Source organism: Paenibacillus stellifer, from assembly GCF_000758685.1.
GTDB lineage: Bacteria > Bacillota > Bacilli > Paenibacillales > Paenibacillaceae > Paenibacillus_AQ > Paenibacillus_AQ stellifer.
In genome coordinates this window covers 5,196,095-5,218,532 of record NZ_CP009286.1, presented here as the reverse complement: position 1 = coordinate 5,218,532, position 22,438 = coordinate 5,196,095, and the positions used below count along the sequence as shown (strand labels likewise).

Below are 22,438 nucleotides of genomic sequence, written 5' to 3'. Positions count from 1 at the left end.
GCCTATCGTCGTATTCTGCCTAATGCCGTATCCAGCTTTTGCTGTTTCACTCCAATGTTGTGTTCAGTCGGCCAAAAACCTGATTATTTCAGCGGCAGCCACTTCAGCACATCCTGAATTTTGGCGTCCCAGTAGCCCCATTCATGGGTTCCCGGCCCTTCCTCATATGTAAGCGAGAGGGATGTCGCCTTGCAGGCTTCGCGAAACCGCTGATTGTCCGCGTACAGGAAATCCTCCGTGCCGCAGCACTGGTACAGCAGCGGCTTAGGACCGCTTGCGGCATCGACTTTGGTCAGCAGCGACAGCAGATCCTCGTCGGTTCCCGCGATGTCTTCGGTTCCGAAGATCATTTCATACTCCTTCGACTTGACGCTTGGGTCTTCCTCGTTTATATAGTTGTGCGCCATATCGAGCGCTCCCGAGAGACTGGCTGCGGCGGCGTAAGCGTCCGGTCTCCGCAGACCCAGCTTCATGGCGCCGTAACCGCCCATGGACAGTCCCGCCACGAAATTATCCTCGCGCTTGGGCGACAGCGGGAAGAAGGAACGGGCCAGCGCCGGCAGCTCTTCGCTGATGAAGCTCCAGTAGCGGCCGCCCCAGGCCATGTCCGTATAGAAGCTGCGGTGCACGCTCGGCATAACTACCGCCAGCCCCATATCGGCGACATAACGTTCGATCGAGGTGCGGCGAAGCCAGATGGAATCGTCATCCGATAACCCGTGCAGGAGATACAGCGTTGGGTGGAGAGCGCTTTCACGTACAGTGTTGCTCATTCCGATTTGAGTCGTGGTCTGCTGGGGCAAAATCACGGTCATGGATGTGCTCAATCCCAGCGTGTCTGAATAAAAGCGGCATTCGATTAAAGCCATAATCAAAATCCTCCCTTCAGTGCAAATCATACCACAAACTTTTGCCGATATATAAGTAGAATTAGAGATTGTAGACTTCCATATCTGGGATTTATAATAGAAGATATAGTCCAAAAGACATACAAGTGTGAATATGGACATGCTTTCGGGAGGCAGAGAGGGATGCGGTTTGGCCTAAAAGAGGAGAAGGGCTTCACGCTGATAGAAGTGCTGGCGGCGATTGTCATTTTGGCGATCGTGTCTCTTGTGCTGACCTCTTATTTTATCAACGCCATGTCCTATTCGAAATCGAACCAGAACAAGACGATAATGGTCAATCTGGCGCGGAACGCGCTTTTTTATATGCAGAAGCAGGACTTTGACGGTGTGAAAAAGATTTACTTGGATCAAGCCGCGAACGGAGCAGCGTCAGGGGCCAATGCCATAACGGCAGATACGCCGTCTTCGGGCTTTACAGGTTCTCTGGCGAGCGTGCTGCATCCTACGGTGAACGGCATTGCGTATCAGATCAGGGTTGTGTACCAGCCGGAAATTTGGGATGAGCAGCCGCAGCCGTCGTCTCCGGGCGGGACCGCGGACATCGACCAGACCTCATCCCGGGCCTATCTGCTTCCGGTCAAGGTGCAGGTGCGGCGCGAGGACGCGGGCGGTCAGCCGGACTATAACGTTGAGGTGGAGGGATATATCACGGATGAAAGAATTCGCTAAGCGCCTCTCCTCCCGTCAAGAGGGATTCACCCTGATCGAGCTGATCGCCTCGCTCACGATTTTTGCCATGATTGCGGGTCTGATCTCCGGTGTGACCATGTTCGGCTTCCGCAGCTATCACAAGATCACGGTTCAAAATGAGCTGCGGGACGAAGCCGATCTGATTATGTCTTCGATTATTACGAAGCTGTATACGTACGGACCCGAACGGGTTCAGAACACCGCCGGCGGCATTGAGCTTCAGAGAAGCGATGCCCCGCCGGAGACGATTGTCGTCAGCGGCAGCGAGATCGTCATATCGGGCAGCGGGACCGGTTCGGGCACAGCCTCGCCGATCGCCGTAAATTCCGAGCTTGGGGATTCGGTGATCACCGCCTCCACGGCGGACGGGCGATCCTGTACGGTTGGCGCGCTGTGCGAATCGGGAACCATTCAGATCAAGCTGGTGCTGAAGTATGAGGGAAGCGAAGAGAACAAGCTGGAGCTTAACAGCCAATTTGGATTTTAGGGGGAGCGGCACATGTCGAGTCGCAGAAGAGCCGGCAGCGGCAGCCGAGTTGCAAGGGGGCCGAGGGAACTGAGAAAACTGAGGGAACGTTTCGCCTCGCAGCATGGCTCGGCGCTCGTGCTCGTCATGTTCATTGTCCTGCTGCTTACGATTCTGGGAGTGGGCGTGCTGAGCGCGACCTTGAGCGGAGCGCAGCGGACCGAGACGCGGGAGAATGATGTGCAGAGCCTGCATCTCGCGCAGAAGAAGATTGATGAAGTGATCGCCTATATTACGGCTGATTTGAACCGCCGGCTGGAGAGCGGCTCCGATATTCCGCAAGAAGAGCTGGACGGGCAGATTCATACGTTTCTGGCGGGGCTTCAGAATAAAACGGCCGATTTTGCATCCAATACGAGCCTTCAAGGCGGCGCCAACGAGATCACCGGCATTACGCTGGACGATTCCGCATCCACAGGCAGCCAGTACGTCGTCGTGATCCGGGCCAATGCGAACGTGAACGGCGTCTCGCGCACCCTGGAGCAGCGGGTGGAAATTACAACTTTCCCTGACTTCCTCAATTATTCGCTCGGATCGGAAGGAAACGTGATTCTGAACGGGGCTCCGTACACCCAGGGCAACGTATATGCTGGAAATCAGCTTAAGCTCAGTCCCATCGCTCAATACAAGCATGCCGGCGCCGATCTGACCGAGAGCTCGCTCTACCCCTTGATTGACGGTGAAGCCCATGTGCAGTCGCTGGACTCATTGCGGTACTGGAGCGGGGCGGATTACAGCACAGTGCCGATCAATGATGAAGACCAGTATAACCGGGTGGATGAGCGGGTGAAGAAGACCTACGAGAACTCGCTTGTTAAGAAAAAGAACACTTTCGTGCAGATCGATGTCGAGGACTCGTTCCTGGACAAGGTGGCCGAGGCATCCGGTTCATCCGGCAACAAGGCGGCTTTGGCGAGTACGTATTACGGAGCCGAAGGCCCGAAGAGCGGGGAGAGTGCGATCAGCCGGGGCAGCCGGCTGGCCCAATCGTTTATTCGGGAGGATGGCTCGGGGGCAATCGGCTCGCAGACCGTGCCGGTCTTAAGAATGCCGGAGAGAGCGGATTTTAACGGGTATACGGATGACAGCTTGACTGAGGAAGAATTGGCCGTGAAGAGAGAGCAGCTGTACAACGAAGCCGTGCAGGCCTTCAAATCACAGCTGGCCCATTTGAACAGCAGCGCGATCTATAACGGCGATCTGAACCTTGACGGCGTAACCTTGAATGAGATCACCGACACCGCCAAGGCCGGCGGCAGCCAGACGGAAGCAACTTCGCATTGGCTAATTGTCAACGGCAATCTGAACATCGATAACTACAGCTCGGCAGCGCCGATTACGGTGCAGGCGAATCTGCTGGTGGTAGGCAACCTGAATATTAAAGGAGATGTCCGGTTCGACTCCACCCTCTACACGCTCGGAAGCACAAATATCGTGAACGCCAGCATTACCGGGAAGGACAACAAGGAACTTGTCGTGATTTCCAAGGGGGCCGTGCTAGTGAATCGGGTGGATGAATTCAAGGATCAGGATAAAGTAACGGAGCTGCGGGCGTTCTTCTATACCGACAGCACCGCCGAGCTGTACGGCGTCGGTTCCGTCTTCTCGATTGACGGCGGCTTCTTCGCCAAAGGTGATCTTACGATCAATGCGGTGGTAGGCAAAGTATCGGCCGTACCCGGCCAATATGCTTTCAGCTTCGAGAATCAAGATCAGACCGAACCAGCCGCCTCCCGGTTCCAGGTCCGCTACAACGAGCAGGTCTTCGAGGACCAGAAGGTGGGCCTGCCCCGGGTGAAGATGATCAGCATCCACGCCGGACCGGTTGAGTTGAAGCCTTAAACGGACCTTTAGAGGTTATAGGCAGGGGCCGTCCCCAAGACGGCCCCTGGTTTGTGTTAGGAGCTTCAGCTTAGGTTTGAATTTTAAAAGGCGCCGAGACGAATGCGGCTCTGATACCAGGCGTCCTCGCATATACCAACTCAAAAGCGGCAGTTCAAGAAAGGTGACTTTGAACTGCCGCTTTTGCTTGCTTATTGAGGAATAGATGCTCTTTCAACTTAAGAAGACTTGCTGACGGGGCAAATCTTGATTAGGCTATGCTTCTGCTTGTGCTTCTAGTAGCGGTTCTCTCCGGTATCTTCCGGCGCCGTCACTTTGATTGTATAGGTGGCGGTCACGGTATTGCCGCTTACGGTCTGGTAAGAAACCTGGATCTGCTCCGATCCCTTCCGCAGACCTGTTACCGTTCCCGACTGCGTCAGCGAGACGGCCGGGCTGCTTCCTCTGCCAAGAATGCTCCAGTGCAGTCTCGGAACGAGATTCTGCGGAACATCTCCATAAGGAATGGTATGCAGATTAGGCAGCAGTTCAAGCTTATCGCCAACGGCGATCACGCCGGAGGCCGGGTAGAACTGCAGGTCAGGCTCTTTCAGCACTTTCACGGTAAAGGCGCTGCTTGTGGTCCCGGCGGCTGTGACAATTATGCCGATGCCGTCCGTCACGCCGGTTCCCTTGAATGATACGGTTGCGCTTGAGGTGGTCAGCGAAGCCACCGTGTTGCCCTGGCTATCGACAAATCCGCCGTAAGCGAGATCGCCGCTGTTCACCAGGCTCCAGGCGTACTGCTCATGGGATGCCGTAACCGGATCGGGGACTGCGGTTAAAGCAGTGCTGTTGTTCAGGTACACATTGGGCGTTCCTTGAATGACCAGACCGTTCAGACCGACGTTAATCGTCTTCGTTGCCGTGACCCCGGAGGGGTTCGCGTCTGTCTTGACGGTTACCTGTACCGTGTAGGTGCCGGACTGGGTTGCCTGGAAGACGGCTGTGCTGCCGTCCGGGACGCTCTTCGTTATACTGCCGGTTGCGCTGTTTCCGCCCTGGACCGACCATTCATAGCCGGTGACCGTTTCCTGTATTGTATTGTAGACGGCCTGCAAGGAAATGGATTCTCCAACCTTGGCGATGCCCGGGCCTTGAATGGACAAATTTGGCGAGATTACATGGATATGCGCGGTAGCAGAGACATTACTGCCATCCCTGACCGTTACCGTAACGGTCGTCTCGCCGGCGGTTATGCCTTTCACTACACCCGTATTGGGATCGACTGAAGCAATACCGGGATTGGCAGATGTCCAGGCCACATTCTTGTTATTGGCGTCATCCGGCGTAATCACCGGGAACAGCTTCACCTCGCTGCCGACTCGGACATCCGCGTCGGACAGCGTAATGGCCGACACCTTGACAATCGCTTCGAAAGCCAGCGGACTGAAGTACAAGGTCTTCGTCTCTCTAACTGCGGGCGAAGCTGAAGGAGTTGCCGATGCCGGAGGCGGCGAGGCCGTCGCAGCGGGTGTAGGAGTAGCCGACGGTGTGTCCGGCAGACTGCCGGAGAACGGCGATCCGGTGAACGAATGTCCGCCGCTGCCTTCCGTGATGGAGCCTCCGATAACCGATCCTTCGAACGATCCTGTGAACGATATATTGGCCAAAGGCGCCAATATGGTTCCATACACGATGCCGTAGCTTTGGATCGAAAGGCTGGTCGCCTGATAATAGTTATACAGGACATTGGCCGTGGATACCCCGTTCAAATTAATGCTGCCGTTGATCAGCTTGTCGTCCGTTCCTGCGATATTCAGCAGCACCGTCGAGCCTGACGGAACATTGAAGGTGATGCTGTGCAGTTCCCTGGCTGCATCGGCGTTGATCTCAAAGACATTCAGGTCGGTCTTGGTGCCTGTCAGTACCACGGATCCGTTCGGATCATAGTAAGTGTCGGCCGTCTTGGACAGACTCGCCAGACCGGCGGAACGGGATTTCAGTGCGCTTCCGATGCTGTTGAAATTCATATAATTGGCATTCTGACGTGTCTGGCCCAGTAGATAACTCGGAGCCGAAACGGTTCCTCCATAATAGGCCGTGCCGTTCAGAGAACCGCCATTCATGCTTAAGCTTAAGTTCCCGCCCGCCACTACGGTGGCTCCGGCCGGATTGCTGCCCAGGGAGCCTCCAAGGCTGAAGGAGCCGATCGAAATATTCCCGCCCGCCGCCATGCGATAATTGTTGCTGAACCCGCTGTTCACGAAGTTGATCTGATTCAGCATGAATACTGAATAATCGCTCGCAATACCCAGCGCGTTGACGGAAGCCGAGGAGCCCGGGAAGCTCGCCGCCGGTGTGGGAGAGGCAGAAGGCGAAGGCGTCGGCGCGGCCGCCGCACCCGCTGTAGCGTGAATATCCTCAAAGGTGATTTTGGAGTTATCCATCAAATAGGACTGCTTGACCTTCGGAACGACGCTCACGCTGAACGTAATCGGGTCCGCCGGATTGGGAACGTACATTTTAACGCCATTGACTTCAGACATCTTGTACTGGATATCCCCCAGGCTTCCGGACAAGGTATAGCCCTGCTGGAGCGATCCCGTCCGCGTGAAGCCGGTGCTGGCGCCGTTGACCGACAGACCGCTGACTTCCAGATTGGCCGGGAAGGTCTCCTCGTATTTCACATTCGAAATCACCAGCGATTCGATGCCTTGATCTCCCGTTTCAACGGACAAATACGGAACCGGGTCCGGGGTTACCGTATATTGAACCGTAACCGGCTTGTCACGCTCTACCGTACTGGAGGAGAGCGTGCGGCCGATCGTCAGATTGGAGTCGATCCGGGTAATCGGGACATGAACCGTCTTGAGAGATGCGGCGCCCTGCTTATCTTTGGCTGTGATCTCAATGGTCAACTGGCCGCCTCTTGGCAGCGGGTTATCGAAGGTGAAGCTGACTGTATCCCCCGACAGGACAGCTTTATTCTGCACGGAATATCCCTGAAGAGGCGTGTCGCCCACTTTGAACTGAAGGCTGGTCGTCAGCTCCTTGTCCTTCAGATCATAGTCCTGAACGGTATAGCTGACCATAATTTTATCTTGGTACGAAGGCTTCTCCAGATTGTCCGTCGGCGTCTTGACGGTGATCTCGGGCGCGTGGTTGGCCCCCGCAAAAGCGCGATACATGGTGTTCACGAACAGCTTCTGTTCCCAGTCGGGGAAGTTTGTATTGCTGTGGCCCGTTCCGGAGAACGTGATGGTGCCCACGGAATACGTATAGAAATGATTATACGTGTCGTCTGTATCGCGCTGCGGCATATTGGCATCGCTCTTGATGTTGTACCACGGAATAACATCGGCCCGCTCCAGGTCGAGCGGGAAGAACTGGTCATGTGTGCGCGCCACCTGATAGCGGGTGTTGTCGCTCTTGAGCGGCACCGTGCTGAGGTTGAACGGGTACTGGGTAAGCAGCCCGGAATTAACCGGCACGACCGTGATTGCGCTGTTGACCGCCTCGCCGCCCAAGTAGGTGCGAGGCATCGACTGGCCCACCAGGTCATGGAAATAATAACTCCAGTAGTTGTAATTGGTGGTTCCGTCCGAATTTTTGCTCCCGGCATAAGGAGCGGACGGATCTTCGAAGATCGTATCATGGGTAAGCATAAGGCTCTGCTTGGTCTGTACCGCAAAAGCTTTGACCGCTTGGGCGGCCTTCTCCGAAATCATCGGCGTCGTAATGCGGTCATACATATCCTGAAAGCCGAAGATGATCATATCGTACACGCCGTTCAGACCGCTGGTAGGATCGGCTGCACTGGCATGACCCTCGATATAGCTGTTGAAGGCTTTCATGTCCATCGTGGAGATGACCAGCTGGTAATCGGCCGACGACAAATTGTTGGCGGACAAATACTGCTGGGTCAGATAGGTCTGATCCATATTGCCCGAAGCCGTCAAGGTGCTGCCGGTTTTGCCGGCAGGCATAACCTGAAGAACCTTGATGACCGGCTTGATGCCTTTATATAGGATAGAGTCGCTGTCAGAAGATTTGAGGCCCGTCGAGGGATCGGATGCCTCAAGCTTCCAGTACAGCGGTCCCGAGAAGGTCTGTGGCAGCTTGTAGGTTAGTGTGCCGCTCTGCGATTTCATGTCCAGCGCGGCCACCACGTCATTTTCGGTCATGACTGCCGAGGAATCGATATTCATATACAGCTTTACCCGCACCGGCTGATTGGCCAGATTGGCCGAGACGTTGCCGAGCCGGATCGAGAAACTCAGCGTGTCGCCGGAAGAATAGGTGTGTCTGGGATCGGAACTGTAGCTGATTAGGTCCGAACGGTTGGTGATGGTCAGCTGCGGACGGCAGGTCAATCCGGCAAGATAAGGAGTGGAGCGGTTGATGATCTTCTGGATAAACGTATCGAGATCGGCCCCCTTCAGGAACACCACATTGGATTTGGCGCCGGTTGCTGTCCGGTACGGATTGAAGGCCGCATACAGCTTGCCTTGTTTGGCTGCGGTATTCTGATTGGTAAACGTCTCGTCCCGAAGAAAGACATAAAGGCCTTTATCAATAAAATAACTTTTGATTTCCTGGACTTTCAGATTGGTAATATCATTCTGGACGGCGAGGGTGTTGTGCGCGGCGCTGCGTTTGTCCGACGAGTAGCTGGAGAGACTGTCGACCAGCGTCTTGCTGTAATCGCCTTTGGCGATGTATACCGCGTCGTATTTGCCGTCCCAGTTGTCGCGGAGCGAGACGAACTTCTTCATGGTTACCGTATCGACGGTAATATTGGCCTGCCCTTTGAGGGAGGCCAGCTCGCTTCCGTCCGTACCCAGAGTAGAACTGGTAGGATCAGTAATCTCCAGAATACGGATGGGATGGGTGTCATTGTCTGTTGCTTCGACATCCGGCATGAAGACCCAGATTGCCGCGACAAGCACGATTGCCACCGCCGCAATGCCTCCGAATATGAACAGCTTTCTCCGATTGGCTAATCGCATCTCCATCTCTCCCCGAACATTTAGATAAATATAGATAGTAGATTGATTTAAGGGTGAAAAAGTCATTCCGATCATTATAAAGAACGTCCATTTGCAACAGAATCTATTCTATGCTCTATATCATTCTAGGATAAATTTCACTGTCAGGCAATAATTTCATAAGTAAAATGTCCCTGAAAAACAAGACTATGGAACTATAAGCTGTAATCTGTTATGTTTTATAGTAAGGAATCGGAGATTTGCGCATACATAGGCTTACATCGGTATTTCCGTCTTGATAATGTAGCTCTGCGTTCGTAATAAAGTTGCTACATTTTGAGCGATTTATGTCCGATAAACCATTTATACCACATGGCATGGAGATGATTCGGGGTTGGCGATCGTGAAGAAGAGACTTGGAGACTTGCTGGTAGAGAACGGGATTATCTCGCAGGAGCAGCTTCAGGAAGCGCTGGTCGAGCAGCGAAAAACCAAGCGGAAGCTGGGCGACCTGCTCATTTCGCAAGGCTATATTACCGAGCAGCAACTGATCGAGGTGCTGGAATTCCAGTTGGGCATTCCGCATGTCAGCCTGTTCAAATATCAGATCGACCCGGCCATTACGCAGATCATTCCCGAGAGCCTGGCGAAGCGGTATCAGGTGCTGCCTTTTATGAAAGAAGGCGGGAAACTGATGGTGGCTATGGCGGACCCGCTGGATTATTTCGCGATCGAGGATTTGCGGATGAGCACGGGCTTCCGGATCGAGCCGGCCATCTCCACGAGAGACGAGCTGCAGCGCGCCATTGCACGGCATTACGGCATGCGCGATTCGATGAACCAGATGCTGGTCGAGCTGCCTACGCAGGAAGAGATTGAAGAGACGGAAATTACCGACGAAGATTCGCCGATCGTCCGGCTGGTCAACCAGATGATTCAGCAGGCCGTACAGCTCCGGGCTTCGGATATTCATGTAGACCCCGGCGAGAACAATCTTGCCATAAGGTACCGCATCGACGGAACGCTCCGCACCGAGCGGCTCATTCCGAAGCAGATGCAGGGCTTCATTACAGCAAGGCTGAAGATTATGGCCCGCCTCAATATCGCCGAACGCCGGCTGCCGCAGGACGGGCGGATCAAGATGCAGTTTGACTATAGAATGGTTGATATTCGCGTATCCTCCCTGCCGACGATGCATGGGGAGAAAATTGTGCTGCGGCTGCTGGACCTCAGCACGGGCGTCAAGTCCGTCGATACGCTGGGCTTCAGCGAGAACAACGCCGCCGCCTTCAAGGAGATGATCGACCGGCCTTACGGCATTCTGCTGATCACGGGGCCGACGGGAAGCGGAAAGACGACGACGCTGTACTCCGCACTGAACCATCTGAACGAGGAGAGCGTTAATATCATCACCGTCGAGGACCCGGTGGAGTATCAGCTGGAGGGCATCAATCAGGTGCATGTGAATCCGGCGATTGGACTGACCTTCGCGGCCGGGCTGCGCTCCATCCTCCGGCAGGACCCCAACATCGTCATGGTCGGGGAAATCCGCGACACGGAGACGGCGGAAATCGCGGTAAGAGCTTCGCTGACCGGACATCTTGTCCTGTCCACACTGCATACGAACGATGCTGTGAGCAGCATTACCCGTCTTCGCGACATGGGAGTCGAGCCTTACTTGATCGCCTCGTCGCTGATCGGCGTCGTTACCCAGCGGCTGGTGCGCAAAATCTGCACCGACTGCCGGGAGACCTACACGCCTTCCACGCAGGAGAGCATTATGCTGGAGCGGTACGGATTGCGGACGGAAGTGCTGCATCGGGGCCGGGGCTGCGGCAGCTGCAACTCGACGGGCTACCGGGGCCGGTTCGCCATCCACGAAGTACTCAAGATCGATGACCGTCTTCGCCAGATGGTTGCGGACTCCGCTTCCGTCGAGGAGCTGCGGACCGCCGCCAGTGAGCGCGGACTTGTTCAATTGATGGAAGACGGGCTGCTTAAGGTTTCGCAAGGCTTGACTACACTCCAGGAAGTGCTCCGGGAGACGGTCGCTCATTAAGGAAGGGGGAGAGAAAGTGCCGATACCGACAAGTTCCATTGTGCAGCTGCTGCATATGGCCTACTCCTCCAGAGCATCAGACCTGCATATTTCCACAGGTTCTCCGCCTGTGCTTCGCATTGACGGGGCGCTTCATAACACGGAAGGCGGAATCGTAGGGCCGGCCGAAGCGGAGCAGATGGCGCTGGACCTGCTTGGACCGGAACGGGAGCAGGAATTCCGCGCAGCGGGCGAGCTCGACTTCTCCTATCCGCTGGAGGGCGGCGTGCGATTTCGCGTTAATGTGTACCGCCAGCGAGGGGGAGTCAGCATTGCGGCCCGCAGCATCCCGGCGGAAATTCCGACGCTGGAGAGGCTGGCGCTGCCGCCGGTTCTCTCGTCGCTCGCCATGAAGCCGCAGGGACTGATCCTTGTGACGGGACCGACGGGCAGCGGCAAATCCTCGACGCTCGCGGCGATGCTGAACCATATCAACCGCAGCGAGCGGAAGCATATTGTCACGCTGGAGGACCCGATTGAGTTCCTGCACCGCCACGGAACCTGCATTGTTGACCAGCGCGAGGTCGGCAGCGACACCGCAAGCTTCGCAAGCGGCCTTCGGGCAGCGCTCCGCCAGGACCCGGATGTCATACTCGTCGGAGAAATGCGCGATCTGGAGACGATCTCGGCTGCAGTTACGGCGGCGGAGACGGGCCATCTTGTCATGGCGACGCTGCATACCTCCGATGCGCCGCAGACGATTGACCGGATTATCGATGCTTTTCCGGGCCATCAGCAGAATCAGATCCGGCTGCAGCTGGCTTCGGTGCTGCTGGCGGTCGTATCCCAGCGGCTGTTCCCCCGGGCCGAAGGCAAGGGGCGGCTGTGCGCAACGGAGATTCTGGTGAACACGCCTGCGGTCGGCAGCCTGATCCGGAGCGAGAAGACGCATCAGATCAAGAATGTTATGCAGACCAGCCGGTCGCTCGGCATGCACACGCTGGATATGAGCATTCGCGAATATTTGGCCCAGGGGCTGATTCAGCCGGCGGCGGCCAAGGCTTATTTGGCGGAGGTGAGAGTCGATGCCGCAATTTGAGTACCTGGTCCGGACATCCGGCGGGAGGCAGCTGAAGGGTAAGCTGACCGCGCAGGACAAGCCGTCCGCGATGGAGGAGCTTCGCAAACGCGGACTCACCGTCTTCTCGCTGAATGAGCAGAAGAACTCCATTCTGTCGATGGAGATTTATATCGGCAATCCCGTCAAGACGATTCATTTCATCATATACTGCCGGCAGTTCGCGACTCTGATCCGGGCGGGCGTCTCCATTGTCGATGCGACCCGCATTCTGGCGGAGCAGACGGACAGCAAGCCGCTGGCTAAAGCGCTGCAGGACGTCAACGCCAGCCTGCTGCGCGGGATCGCGTTCTCCCAGGCGGTGCAGGATCATAAGAAAATATTCCCTCCGCTCTTTGTCAGCATGATCCGCGCGGGCGAGGAATCGGGCGATCTGGAGGGAACGCTGGAGCGGCTCGCGATGTATTTCGAGAAGCAGCATACGACGACCGAGAAGATCAAGTCGGCGCTGACCTATCCCATTACCGTAGCCGTCATGGCCGTGGCTTCCGTCATCTATCTCCTGTGGGCGATTGTGCCGCAGTTCGTCACGATGTTCGAATCCATGAACGCCGAGCTTCCGGCCATTACGAAGATGGTGCTCGCGCTCAGCAAGAGCATACAGGGGCAGTGGTATTTCTGGTTGCTCGGGATCATTCTCATAATCGCGGCCTTTATGATTGCCAAACGCACGGAGAAAGGGTCATACGCCCTCGATTACGCCAAGCTGAAAGTTCCGGTGTTCGGCAAGCTGAACCAGAAGGGCTCGATCGCACAGTTCACGCGCACCTTCTCCTCGCTGTATGCCAGCTCGGTTCCGATTTTGCAGTCGCTGGCCATCGTCGATGAAATCGCGGGCAACAAGGTCATCGGCAAATACATCCGCAGCGCAGGCGATTCGCTTAGACAGGGCAAGCCGTTGTCCGAGCCGCTGAAGAAGGCCTGGGTCTTCCCGCCGCTCGTCACGCAGATGATCGCCATCGGCGAGGAGACCGGCTCGCTCGACCAGATGCTGGCCAAGGTAGCGGATTTCTACGAGATGGACGTCGAGAACACCGTTGACCGGCTGAAGGCGCTGCTGGAGCCATTATTGATTGCTTTCCTGGCGGGCATTGTGGGTGTGATTGTAGCGGCCATTATGCTGCCGATGTTTAGCCTGTACAGCAATATGGGGTAAAAGGAAGACTTTGAGAGGGGTGACGCCGGGCGGAAGAAGCTGTCTTTCGTGCTGACGATAGAGAGAAAATTAGCAGTTCTAGTTCCCGGACGTCATCTGCTTATCAAAACATTTTAGGAGCCATTCCTGTAATGAATTAATCTGAGGTTTGAATGAAAAAAGCGCCTTCTGTATACTGGGAAACGTTCCGACCAAAGAACAATTTCAGCATAGGAGGCACTCTATCATGAAGTATAAACAATCGAAGAAACAGAATCAACGAATCACCCGAATTTCCGAAAATACCCTCGTGGTCGGCGCAGATATCGCCAAAGATACCCATGTGGCTCGCGCCATAGACTTTCGAGGGATCGAACTGGGTAAGGATTGTGTGTTCTCTAATACCCGTGCCGGACTCGAGCAACTGGTTCAGTGGATGAAGGAGCTTCAGCAGGAGCATGCCAAGAGTGACGTCCTCTTCGGTATTGAGCCCACCGGACACTACTGGTTTACGCTGGCGGAATATTTAGGGCGGCAGGGCATTCCTTTGGTCATTGTGAATCCGCATCACGTACACAAAAGCAAAGAACTGGAAGACAATTCACCCACGAAAAATGACTATAAAGATGCCAAGGTCATTGCCGATTTGGTGCGAAACGGGAAGTACAGCGAGCCCAAACTGCCAACGAGCGTTTACGCCGACCTGCGGATTCTCATGAATCTTCGGGAGAAGATCATGGTGAACTTCGGGCAGGTGCAAAGACGGGTGCAGAACTGGCTGGACCGCTTTTTTCCGGAGTACACGCAGGTCTTCAAAGACTGGGAAGGCAAGGCATCACGCATTACGCTTAGCGAGTTTCCAACGCCAGGAGAAATCGTAGAGATGGGCACAGAGGCCATTGTCCAGCGGTGGAAAAAAGACGTAAAACGAGCCGTAGGGGCGAAACGAGCGCTGCACCTCATGGAAACGGCGAGGCGTTCCATCGGGCTTACGGAAGGACTTCCCGGAGCGAAAGTGGAGATCAAGACGCTTCTGGAGCAGTATGAGATGTTCGCCAGACAACTCGAAGAGATTCTGGCCGAGGTGGAACGTCTCCTTGCTCAAATTCCGGGAACGAAAGAGATGCTTACCGTTCCGGGCGTAGCCGTAGTTACGTTGGCAGGGTTTCTCGCCGAAGTCGGGGATCTGAGCGGTTACGAGCATGGACAGCAGATTATTCGGCTCGCCGGACTAAACCTCAAGGAGAACAGTTCGGGAAAGAAAAAGGGCAAATCCAGTATTACTAAACGTGGACGCGCACGCCTAAGGGCGCTGCTGTTCCGGGCGGTGATGCCCATGGTGGCAAAGAACGCCGAGTTTAAGGCACTGCACCAGTATTTCACCAAGCGAAGTCAAAATCCGCTCAAGAAAAAGCAATCCCTTGTAGCCTTGTGTGGGAAGCTCATTCGCGTGCTTCATACGCTCGGAACCAAGCAGGTTCCGTACAACGCAAACGACGTGTTAGGGCCGGTGCGTCAGGCTCAGTTACAGATGGCAGCTTAAGCCAAACCGAATTCATGTTTACCGCCGGACCGGAATGAGCCAAGACAACGGAAGCACGGAGCAGCCGTAGGAATTATTCCATAAGGGCAACGACCCTGTAAAGGAGCAAGAAACGGCGTCCACCTTTTGAGAGGCAGAACGAAGGAATGTAAGGGCTAAGACCCAGCGTGACATGGGAGGGTAAGCCGTCAAAAGAAGGTGTGGATATCCAAGGTGCGATCAGAGGAATTATCTAAGGGTTGGAAATAATCCCCCGACCTCTATTCCCGCCACCGGCTCCTCCAGAAAATAATGTCATCCTTACATGACTTCTCCATCTCTCGATCTGTCAATGAGTGAAAATCCGAGAAAGAGTGAGTAAACAAGAGATTTTATTAATTTATAGTGGGAGGAAATCAAATGTTGGCAAATGCAATTAAAAAGAGATTGAGCAAGGAAGAGAATCAGAAGGGGTTTACTCTGATTGAGTTGTTGGCGGTTATCGTGATCTTGGGGATTATCGCGGTTATTGCGATTCCGTTGATTGGGAATATAATCTCCAATACAAAATCCGACTCTGACGTAGCTACTGCTCGACAGATTTATGATGCAGCGCGTCTCTATATTACTAGCACTGATGGAGACTTTACTGATCGGACGATTACGGTTAATGATGCTGATGCTGATAATTCTAATGATTTAGTGCATGCAGGATATTTGGACTCAAATCTTGTTTTACCAAGTACAAAAGGAGCAATTACTGGTGGGACTGTTACTTTTAATCCAAGTGGACAATTGAGTGGCTTTTCTTTAACAGTCGATGGAATGAGTTCGGCCAAAACATTTTCTCCAGCTGAAGTAATAGCTGCCAAACCTGCAAGTACTAAGTAATATACATCTTTGGCTTCTAGGAATCGGACCATTCCGATTCCTTTTTTAAACAACACTCATCTACCAGGATGAGAAGCAACGCAGGAAATTTGGAACTGGAGGAGCGGCAGCGACCGCCTTTGTGAGCGGATTTCAACCTTGAACTCTACTAAGATAAGAAATCCGCGAACAACAGCGGCCGGAAGTCCAAAGTTCCGAAGTTGCTCTACCATCCTGGCCTACTCCCTCAGGAACAGGAAACAAACAAGCCATGACAATAATACTTGCCGTTTACATGACGCTGCTCGGACTGATTCTGGGCTCCTTCTATAATGTCGTCGCGCTGCGGGTGCCGGCCGGGGAATCGCTGCTTCATCCGCCGTCGCACTGCACCGGCTGCGGGACGCGCCTGAAGGCGAGGGACCTGATTCCGGTGTTCAGCTGGCTGGTCAGCGGAGGCAAATGCCGCCACTGCGGCGCGAGCGTATCCCCGCTCTATCCGCTGGGCGAGCTTGCAACGGGACTGCTGTTCTTGTGGTCCTATCTGGAGTTCGGCCTGACCGTCCAGGGAATAACGGCGCTTGCGCTGTCCAGTCTGGCCGTCATCGTAACGGTGGCTGATCTGAAATATATGCTGATCCCGGATAAGGTGCTGCTCTTTTTTTTGCCGGTGCTGACTGTGCTCACACTGCTGCACTCGGAAGGGCCGGTCTGGGTGCATCTGCTGGGCGCGGTTGTCGGGGCGGCGCTGATTCTCCCCTTCGCCTGGTTCGGCGGAATGGGCGTAGGCGATTTCAAGCTGTTCGCGCTGCTGGGGCTGGTGATCGGTATCCCGGGCGTGCTGCTTGCTTTCTTTGCCGCTTGTCTGCTGGGTACGCTGGCAGGCGGATCGCTTCAACTGCTCGGAATCGTGAAGCGCGGGCAGCCGGTTCCGTTCGGTCCATGGCTGGCAGCTGGCGCGCTGATCGCATTCGGCTACGGCTCACAGATTATCGGCGGGTATCTCTCGCTTATCCGTTAGGAGGATTATGGCGCACATGCTTGGATTTATGTACCCCGCGGCCGGTCTTGCGATTGAGCAGACGGGAATCCGCTTCATCAGCTTAAAGAACAGAAAGTCATGGGAAGTCCGCAAGAAGCGGTATCTCCCTCTGCCGCCGGGCCTGATCGTGGAGAACCAGGTGGCGGATAGCGCCGCGCTGCTGGAACGAGTCAAGTCGTGGGTGAAATCGGAGGGACTTCGGGGCAGCAGGGTTGCCCTGTCGATCCCGCCTTCACAGATTATTATCCGTAAAATGAGCATTCCGAGCACCAACCCCAAGCAGGTTGATCAATTGGTGAAGCTTGAGGTGGAGACGGGGCTGCATCTGCCTTTTGAAAATCCCGTGTACGATTATGTCACGACCGATGTGGACGAGGAGAACAGCCATCTTCTGGTGTTTGCGGCGCCTCGCAAGCCGATTCAGGACTATATCGATGTGCTGGAAAGCGCGGGATTGCGAATCAGCAGTGTGGAGATCGCGGCGACGGCGCTTGCCCGAAGTCTGACGCTTGGACAGCAGGCCGTGTTCGAGGAGACCATGCTGATCAGCATGGAACATGCGGTGCTGGATGTCTATATGTTCCGCAGCGGCAATCCGGTGTTCATCCGGACGATTAATCAGATTGATCTGAATGGCGGCTACACGTCTGAATTGTCCGAATCCGAACCTGACATCGATCCGGCATTTTCTGAAGAGGCCGCAGCGGCGTCCGAAGTCTCCGGAGATGCGCTGTCACCCGGTCACATGGTGGAGATTACCGCCGAAATCTCGCGCATGCTGAACTTCTATCAGTACAGCCTGCATGACGGAAGCACCCGGATCAGGAATGTGCTGATTGCAGGCTCTCGAAGCGTCCGCCGCCAGCTCTATGAGGAACTGAAGCAGTCGCTGACCGAGCTGGAGATTTCGATGATCGGTTTTGACCATCTGTCCGATGGCGCCGTGCCCGATCCGGAGCTTAACGATTACCGGGTGGCTGCGGGCGCAGCGCTGCGGGGCAGAGGGCCTTTGAATATCAATCTGCTCCCCCGGGAGGACCGGGAAGCGGCTCTGTTCCCCTATTTGGCTACGGCTCTGGCCGGACTATGGCTGGTGGGGGCGATCTTGACCGGCATTTTTTATGCGACGGACAAGGGGAGCATATCGGACAATGAGCAGCAGATACAGGGCGCGCAGGACCGCTCCATCATGCTCCAGTCCGAGCTGGCCAAGCTGAACGGGACTTCCGGTCCGCTGAACCGGCAAGCGGCGATCAAGGAAATTCTGAAGTACAAGATGAACATTGTATCTGTGCTGAAGGAGCTGGCCGATGGACTGCCGGCGGGCAGCGCGCTGCGCACCGTCAACTATTCATACCGGACATCCATCGATCTGAGCGTTAGAGTTTCCAGCATGGAAGAAGCCTCTATGTATCTGGCGAAATTGCGGACAATGTCCTTTACGGTGGACGCTGTCATTCAGAAGCTTACGGAAGGCGATACGGCAGCCGGGACTTCCGGGACCGCCTCATCATCCGCCGGCGTCTACACTGCGGTGTACCGGGTGAATATGGCAGAGGCATCATCCGCCGCAGCCGCTGCGGCAGCGGGTTCGGGCGGCAGCACAGAGAGCGGAGGAGGGGATGGCAGTGGAACAAATCAATAAATACCGGTCGCCGATTATTTTGGGAATGCTGATTTTATTTTTGCTGCTGTTGGCCTTGTACATGCTCGGCATACAGCCCGCCAACCGGAAGCTTGGCGAACAGGAGACGGAGCTCTCCCAACTGAACGACCAGAACGCGCTCCTGGAGAAGAAGATCGATGAACGAAAGAGCGATGCTTCCAGGGATACGGAGCAGGCGGAGCTTCTCGCGCAGCTTCCCCAAGGCGACAACAGTGAGCAGCTGATTCTGGATCTGCGGGCGATCGGGACCCTCACCGGCACCCGGCTCAAGGACGTCAGCTTCACGGTCGGCGACAAGAATCCGATTCAGGAGATGACGGGGTCCAGCACCGCCGCCTTCCCGACAGTCAAACAGCTCAATATGACAGCCGTGGTGGAGGGCGACTATACCGGCATATACAACTGGATGCAGGCGCTCCAGAGTCTGCCCCGGATTGTCAATGTCGACTCCTTCTCCTTTCAGCGGTCGGCAGACAGCGGCGGTGCCCAGAAGCTCCCGGGCGTTATCACCGCCAACATCTCGTTCACAGCCTATTTCGAACAGGCTGACAGCTCGGCGGACAGCTCCAAATCACTGGCGGAGCAGGATTCCGGACAGACAGCTTTTGCGGGTCAATAATCTCTTGCCGCCTTTTGGTGATACATGAATTCCGGTCCACGTGGACCGGGATTTTTTTGTCCTCCCTCGGAGAGAAGCGTTTTCGCCTGGGCATCTGACGAGTATTGAGCAGTGTTCGGCATTTTTTGCAAAACAGGGGAGGACTTAACTCATTCATCCGGTCTACTATTTCAATGCGCCCTCGGTCAAACCCGTGACGATGAAACGATGAAAGGAGATGTAGACCACAATCATCGGGAGGGTAATCAGCGCCAGCGCCGAGAACAACAGCTTGTAATCAGTCATGTAGCGGCTGGAAAAAGCCAGCAGACCGACCGGAATCGTCTTCAGCGCGTCTTGTTGGATGTAGAGCATCGCCAGCAGCAGCTCGTTCCAGGCATTCAACGCCGAAAAAATACCCACCGTGGCCATACTCGGAATCAGCAGCGGAACGATGATCTTCCGGTACATCAGGAAGTCGCCGCAGCCGTCCATCCGGGCGGCCTCCATCAATTCCTTTGGCACTGAATCCAGATAGGCTTTCAGCAGGAACACGGCGAGAGGAAGACCGGTTCCAATATACGGCACGATCAGTCCCAGATACGTATCTTTCAAACTTAGCCGCTCGAAAATATAGCTCTGCGCAATAAAAAAGGACTGAAGCGGCATAAACAATCCAAGGAGAAACAGCGTCATCAGAAGGCCGCTTCCCCGAAAGCGCAGCTTGCTGAAGGCGAATGCCGCCAGGCTGGCGAACAGCAGGATGCAGACAACTGTAGCCGAAGTGACAATCACACTGTTCTTGGCATAGGTGCTCATATTGCCGATATTCCATGCCTCCGACCAATTTCTGAACCGGATTTGCTCCGGCAGCCCGAAGGGGGACGAGAAGATATCCCGATTTTCCCGGAAGGAGGAGAGAACGAGCCAGATAATCGGATAAAAATAAATACATGATATCGCGATCATGAACAGGTAATACAAAATGCCGGATAGCTTCCTGCGGCGGGCCGCTTTTTCACCGCTATGGACGGTTTTATTGACATTCAGCGCAGTTGTCGTCATGCAACAGCACCTCACTTTCTAAGATAAAAGAGTTAAAAGCTGTGCGCCTGTCATGGGGCTATTGGATACGGATACCGCCAGACGTTTCATCTTAATATTCCAGAACGTCGGAGTCTTTCTTGGTCAGCTTGCCGGCAACGAGGCCGATAATGGCGATGACAAGCGTCATGATGACGGCCAGCGCGGAGCCATAGCCGATGCTCATATGGGTGAAGACGACTTTGACGAGATAGGTCGTGACAATTTCCGTTGAATTATATGGCCCGCCATTCGTCATAACGTAGAACAAATCGAAGGATTGAAATCCGGTAAGCACACATAGCATGATGCCGGTCTCCACCAGATTGCGGATCATTGGCACTTTGATTTTGAAGAAGATTTGCCATTCGGTTGCGCCGTCGAGATAGGCCGATTCATAAATCTCTTTGGAAATCCGCTGAATGCCTGAATAAAAAATAGTCATATAAAAACCCGCATACACCCAACCGGAGACGATGCAGATGGCATAAAGCGCCGTATCGGGATTTCCCAGCCAGACGCGGGTCCAGCTTTCCAGACCAATCTTCGTCAGAAAAGAGTTAATCAATCCGAAGTCGGAGTTGTACACGAATTTCCATAAATAAGACACGACAATCATTGGCAGCATCATGGGTGTGAAGATGGCAAGCCGGAAAAAACCGCTGCCCTTGCGTCCCATCGTAATCAATCCGGCAAGGCCGAGTCCGACCAGAACTTCAACAAATACAGTGGCGGCGATATAGATAAGGGTATGTCCGTAAGAACGGAGGTAAATCCGGTCCTGAAATGCCCGGGCATAGTTGTCGAGGCCAATGAAATGCATGGCGCCGATGCCGTTCCAATCAAAGAAGCTGAAGGCGAAGGTCATGATGATGGGTACAAGCACAGTAAACGCAAACAACAGGATGGCCGGAGAGACGAACAGGTAGGGAGAGAGCTTATTGCTATGGCCGGACATCGGTCCACCTCCAGGGAATGAATAAGGGAGCCGCCGCGCCAGGGTGGACTTGGCGGCCCCAATCTTTCATACAGTAATGGTTGGCTTCATTTATTTTTGAGCGGAGTAATGGTGGTTTCCAATTCGGCCAGCGCATCTTCAGGCGATTTTGCTCCCCCGATGACCTCAGAGGTAGCCGTATTCAGCGCATTTGCCACCTCGATGGAGTATCCGGTGTCGGGCGGCGACACAAGTACAGGGGCATTCTCCATCAAATCGTTCAAGCTGAGCGAAAGCTCGGGAGTTGAGTCTCTGTCGATGCCGTCTTTGGTGATCGGAACGGCGCCGGCGGCGGAGAGTTTCTTGGATGATTCGGCGGAACTGTAGAGCTTCATGAACTCGATGGCCTCGTTGATAAGCTTGGAATTTTTGTTGACGACCATCCCGTTAAGCACGCCGATGATGCTGTTCTGGTTGCCTTTGCCATCTGCAAAGGATGGAGTATTGAAATAGCCTAGCTCCAGGTCAGGCGCTTCCTCGATTGCGGTTGGGACAATCCAGCTTCCGATGGGGTGCATGGCGCTCTTGCCATTCAGGAATAACATGTCCGCTTCGCTGTCTCCCAAGGCGTTGACGTTGTCGTTGATGTATCCTTTATTCCACAGCTCTTGAACATAGCCGTATGCTTTGACGAAATCAGGTGAATTGAACGGCTGCTTCAACTGCAGTGCCTCGCTGTAGGCGTCCTCGCCAACGACCCGTGAAAGAATATGTCCAACCCAGTTGCCCGCCGTCCACAAATCCGAGTTGCCGATCATGATCGGTGTAATGCCGGCCTGTTTGATTTTCTCGCACACCTCAAGGAACTGATCCCAGGTTGTCGGCGGTTCAAGGCCAAGATCACTGAAGATTTTCTTATTATAAAAAATCACGTTGGTTACATCGCCCGCCGTCGGAATCATATAGGTCTTGCCGTCGAAGCTCATTCCGTTGAAGCTTCCATCCGCGAACATGTCCTTCAGTCCGGAGCTTTGGAGCTGTTCGGTAATATCTGCGGCGTAGCCATCGTTCACCCGCGTTTGCAGCCGCTGTCCGGCCCATTCGAAGTACAAATCGGGGGCATTTTTGCCGCTTAGCAGATTGGGAAGGCCAATCGTTTGATAAGTGTCATCATCCTGATAATTGAATTCGACTTTGATGCCCTCATGCTGGCTCTCGAATTCCTTGCCAATCTCTTCCCAAACTTTAATCAACGCCTCGCCCGGAGACCCCATTGCAATACGAAGGGTTTGCGTTTTCTTGCTGTCGCCGCTGCTGTTGCCTGCACTGTCATCTTTGGCGGCGGAGCCGGAACATCCCGCTATGGCCGTAGTCAACGCAACGGCAATCAGTCCACTCATCCACTTCTTCATTCAATAACCACTCCTTTGGATCAAATCGGTTTATAGGGTGAAGATTACACACCGCTAATGT

16 protein-coding genes are annotated in these 22,438 nt (G+C 54.5%); 11 read left to right on the top strand and 5 right to left on the bottom strand.

All coding sequences use genetic code 11. From position 1 onward, the window contains the following. Positions 1–83: 83 nt before the first annotated feature. Positions 84–869: an alpha/beta hydrolase gene (locus PSTEL_RS23930; protein WP_038699234.1), complete on the bottom strand. Its 786-nt coding sequence runs from the start codon at positions 867–869 to the stop codon at positions 84–86. Positions 870–1,031: 162 nt separating this feature from the next. Between PSTEL_RS23930 and PSTEL_RS23925 the strand changes: the two genes are divergently transcribed. From PSTEL_RS23925 to PSTEL_RS23915, 3 genes are read left to right on the top strand one after another with little or no spacing between them, the layout of a single operon-like run. Next, positions 1,032–1,577 (top strand): prepilin-type N-terminal cleavage/methylation domain-containing protein, encoded by a 546-nt coding sequence (locus PSTEL_RS23925; RefSeq protein WP_038699232.1) that lies wholly within the window; start codon positions 1,032–1,034, stop codon positions 1,575–1,577. Continuing rightward, the gene (locus PSTEL_RS26525) at positions 1,561–2,085 is read left to right on the top strand and encodes a PulJ/GspJ family protein (RefSeq protein ID WP_052098922.1); all 525 of its coding nucleotides are present in this window, start codon (positions 1,561–1,563) and stop codon (positions 2,083–2,085) included. Before PSTEL_RS23925 ends, PSTEL_RS26525 begins: the two co-directional genes overlap by 17 nt. A 12-nt stretch (positions 2,086–2,097) precedes the next feature. Next, entirely contained in the window at positions 2,098–3,966 is a 1,869-nt protein-coding gene (locus PSTEL_RS23915; RefSeq protein WP_038699230.1) for a hypothetical protein, read from the top strand. A gap of 275 nt (positions 3,967–4,241) precedes the next feature. Here PSTEL_RS23915 and PSTEL_RS23910 read toward each other — a convergent pair whose 3' ends face one another. Continuing rightward, positions 4,242–8,957: a choice-of-anchor A family protein gene (locus PSTEL_RS23910; protein ID WP_038699228.1), complete on the bottom strand. Its 4,716-nt coding sequence runs from the start codon at positions 8,955–8,957 to the stop codon at positions 4,242–4,244. 373 nt (positions 8,958–9,330) lie between these two features. Between PSTEL_RS23910 and PSTEL_RS23905 the strand changes: the two genes are divergently transcribed. From PSTEL_RS23905 to pilO, 8 genes are all read left to right on the top strand, one after another. Beyond that, positions 9,331–10,995 carry a GspE/PulE family protein gene (locus PSTEL_RS23905; RefSeq protein ID WP_038699226.1) on the top strand — a complete coding sequence of 555 codons (1,665 nt, stop codon included), beginning with the start codon at positions 9,331–9,333 and terminating at the stop codon, positions 10,993–10,995. A gap of 16 nt (positions 10,996–11,011) precedes the next feature. Beyond that, positions 11,012–12,073, top strand: a complete 1,062-nt coding sequence (locus tag PSTEL_RS23900; protein WP_425415249.1) for a type IV pilus twitching motility protein PilT — start codon at positions 11,012–11,014, stop codon at positions 12,071–12,073. Next, positions 12,060–13,268 carry a type II secretion system F family protein gene (locus PSTEL_RS23895; protein WP_038699224.1) on the top strand — a complete coding sequence of 403 codons (1,209 nt, stop codon included), beginning with the start codon at positions 12,060–12,062 and terminating at the stop codon, positions 13,266–13,268. Before PSTEL_RS23900 ends, PSTEL_RS23895 begins: the two co-directional genes overlap by 14 nt. A 226-nt stretch (positions 13,269–13,494) precedes the next feature. After that, the gene (locus PSTEL_RS23890; protein WP_038692930.1) at positions 13,495–14,790 is read left to right on the top strand and encodes an IS110 family RNA-guided transposase; all 1,296 of its coding nucleotides are present in this window, start codon (positions 13,495–13,497) and stop codon (positions 14,788–14,790) included. 399 nt (positions 14,791–15,189) lie between these two features. After that, positions 15,190–15,660 (top strand): prepilin-type N-terminal cleavage/methylation domain-containing protein, encoded by a 471-nt coding sequence (locus tag PSTEL_RS23885; RefSeq protein WP_038699222.1) that lies wholly within the window; start codon positions 15,190–15,192, stop codon positions 15,658–15,660. Positions 15,661–15,910: 250 nt separating this feature from the next. Beyond that, positions 15,911–16,660 (top strand): prepilin peptidase, encoded by a 750-nt coding sequence (locus PSTEL_RS23880; protein ID WP_038699220.1) that lies wholly within the window; start codon positions 15,911–15,913, stop codon positions 16,658–16,660. Positions 16,661–16,676: 16 nt separating this feature from the next. Next, on the top strand, positions 16,677–18,326 hold the full coding sequence (pilM, locus tag PSTEL_RS26520; RefSeq protein ID WP_052098921.1) for a pilus assembly protein PilM: 1,650 nt from the start codon (positions 16,677–16,679) through the stop codon (positions 18,324–18,326). Further along, on the top strand, positions 18,310–18,966 hold the full coding sequence (gene pilO / locus PSTEL_RS23870) for a type IV pilus inner membrane component PilO (RefSeq protein ID WP_038699218.1): 657 nt from the start codon (positions 18,310–18,312) through the stop codon (positions 18,964–18,966). Before pilM ends, pilO begins: the two co-directional genes overlap by 17 nt. Before the next feature lie 165 nt (positions 18,967–19,131). On the opposite strand, the gene PSTEL_RS23865 is transcribed toward pilO, so the two are convergent. The 3 genes from PSTEL_RS23865 to PSTEL_RS23855 all read right to left on the bottom strand — a co-directional run bounded on the left by PSTEL_RS23865 (position 19,132) and on the right by PSTEL_RS23855 (position 22,377). Then, positions 19,132–20,010, bottom strand: coding sequence for a carbohydrate ABC transporter permease (locus tag PSTEL_RS23865; RefSeq protein WP_038699216.1), 879 nt, complete (start codon positions 20,008–20,010; stop codon positions 19,132–19,134). Between the two features lie 91 nt (positions 20,011–20,101). After that, positions 20,102–20,986: a carbohydrate ABC transporter permease gene (locus PSTEL_RS23860; protein WP_218917569.1), complete on the bottom strand. Its 885-nt coding sequence runs from the start codon at positions 20,984–20,986 to the stop codon at positions 20,102–20,104. Between the two features lie 86 nt (positions 20,987–21,072). After that, on the bottom strand, positions 21,073–22,377 hold the full coding sequence (locus tag PSTEL_RS23855; RefSeq protein ID WP_038699214.1) for an ABC transporter substrate-binding protein: 1,305 nt from the start codon (positions 22,375–22,377) through the stop codon (positions 21,073–21,075). Between the last annotated feature and the right edge of the window lie 61 nt (positions 22,378–22,438).

Excerpts from the sequence above, each read along its gene's own strand:
- PSTEL_RS23930 (WP_038699234.1), bottom strand. The coding sequence starts at position 869 with ATGGCTTTAATCGAATGCCGCTTTTATTCAGACACGCTGGGATTGAGC.
- PSTEL_RS23925 (WP_038699232.1), top strand. The coding sequence starts at position 1,032 with ATGCGGTTTGGCCTAAAAGAGGAGAAGGGCTTCACGCTGATAGAAGTG.
- PSTEL_RS26525 (WP_052098922.1), top strand. The coding sequence starts at position 1,561 with ATGAAAGAATTCGCTAAGCGCCTCTCCTCCCGTCAAGAGGGATTCACC.
- PSTEL_RS23915 (WP_038699230.1), top strand. The coding sequence starts at position 2,098 with ATGTCGAGTCGCAGAAGAGCCGGCAGCGGCAGCCGAGTTGCAAGGGGG.
- PSTEL_RS23910 (WP_038699228.1), bottom strand. The coding sequence starts at position 8,957 with ATGCGATTAGCCAATCGGAGAAAGCTGTTCATATTCGGAGGCATTGCG.
- PSTEL_RS23895 (WP_038699224.1), top strand. The coding sequence starts at position 12,060 with ATGCCGCAATTTGAGTACCTGGTCCGGACATCCGGCGGGAGGCAGCTG.
- PSTEL_RS23890 (WP_038692930.1), top strand. The coding sequence starts at position 13,495 with ATGAAGTATAAACAATCGAAGAAACAGAATCAACGAATCACCCGAATT.
- PSTEL_RS23885 (WP_038699222.1), top strand. The coding sequence starts at position 15,190 with ATGTTGGCAAATGCAATTAAAAAGAGATTGAGCAAGGAAGAGAATCAG.
- PSTEL_RS23880 (WP_038699220.1), top strand. The coding sequence starts at position 15,911 with ATGACAATAATACTTGCCGTTTACATGACGCTGCTCGGACTGATTCTG.
- pilM (WP_052098921.1), top strand. The coding sequence starts at position 16,677 with ATGCTTGGATTTATGTACCCCGCGGCCGGTCTTGCGATTGAGCAGACG.
- PSTEL_RS23865 (WP_038699216.1), bottom strand. The coding sequence starts at position 20,010 with ATGACGACAACTGCGCTGAATGTCAATAAAACCGTCCATAGCGGTGAA.
- PSTEL_RS23860 (WP_218917569.1), bottom strand. The coding sequence starts at position 20,986 with ATGTCCGGCCATAGCAATAAGCTCTCTCCCTACCTGTTCGTCTCTCCG.
- PSTEL_RS23855 (WP_038699214.1), bottom strand. The coding sequence starts at position 22,377 with ATGAAGAAGTGGATGAGTGGACTGATTGCCGTTGCGTTGACTACGGCC.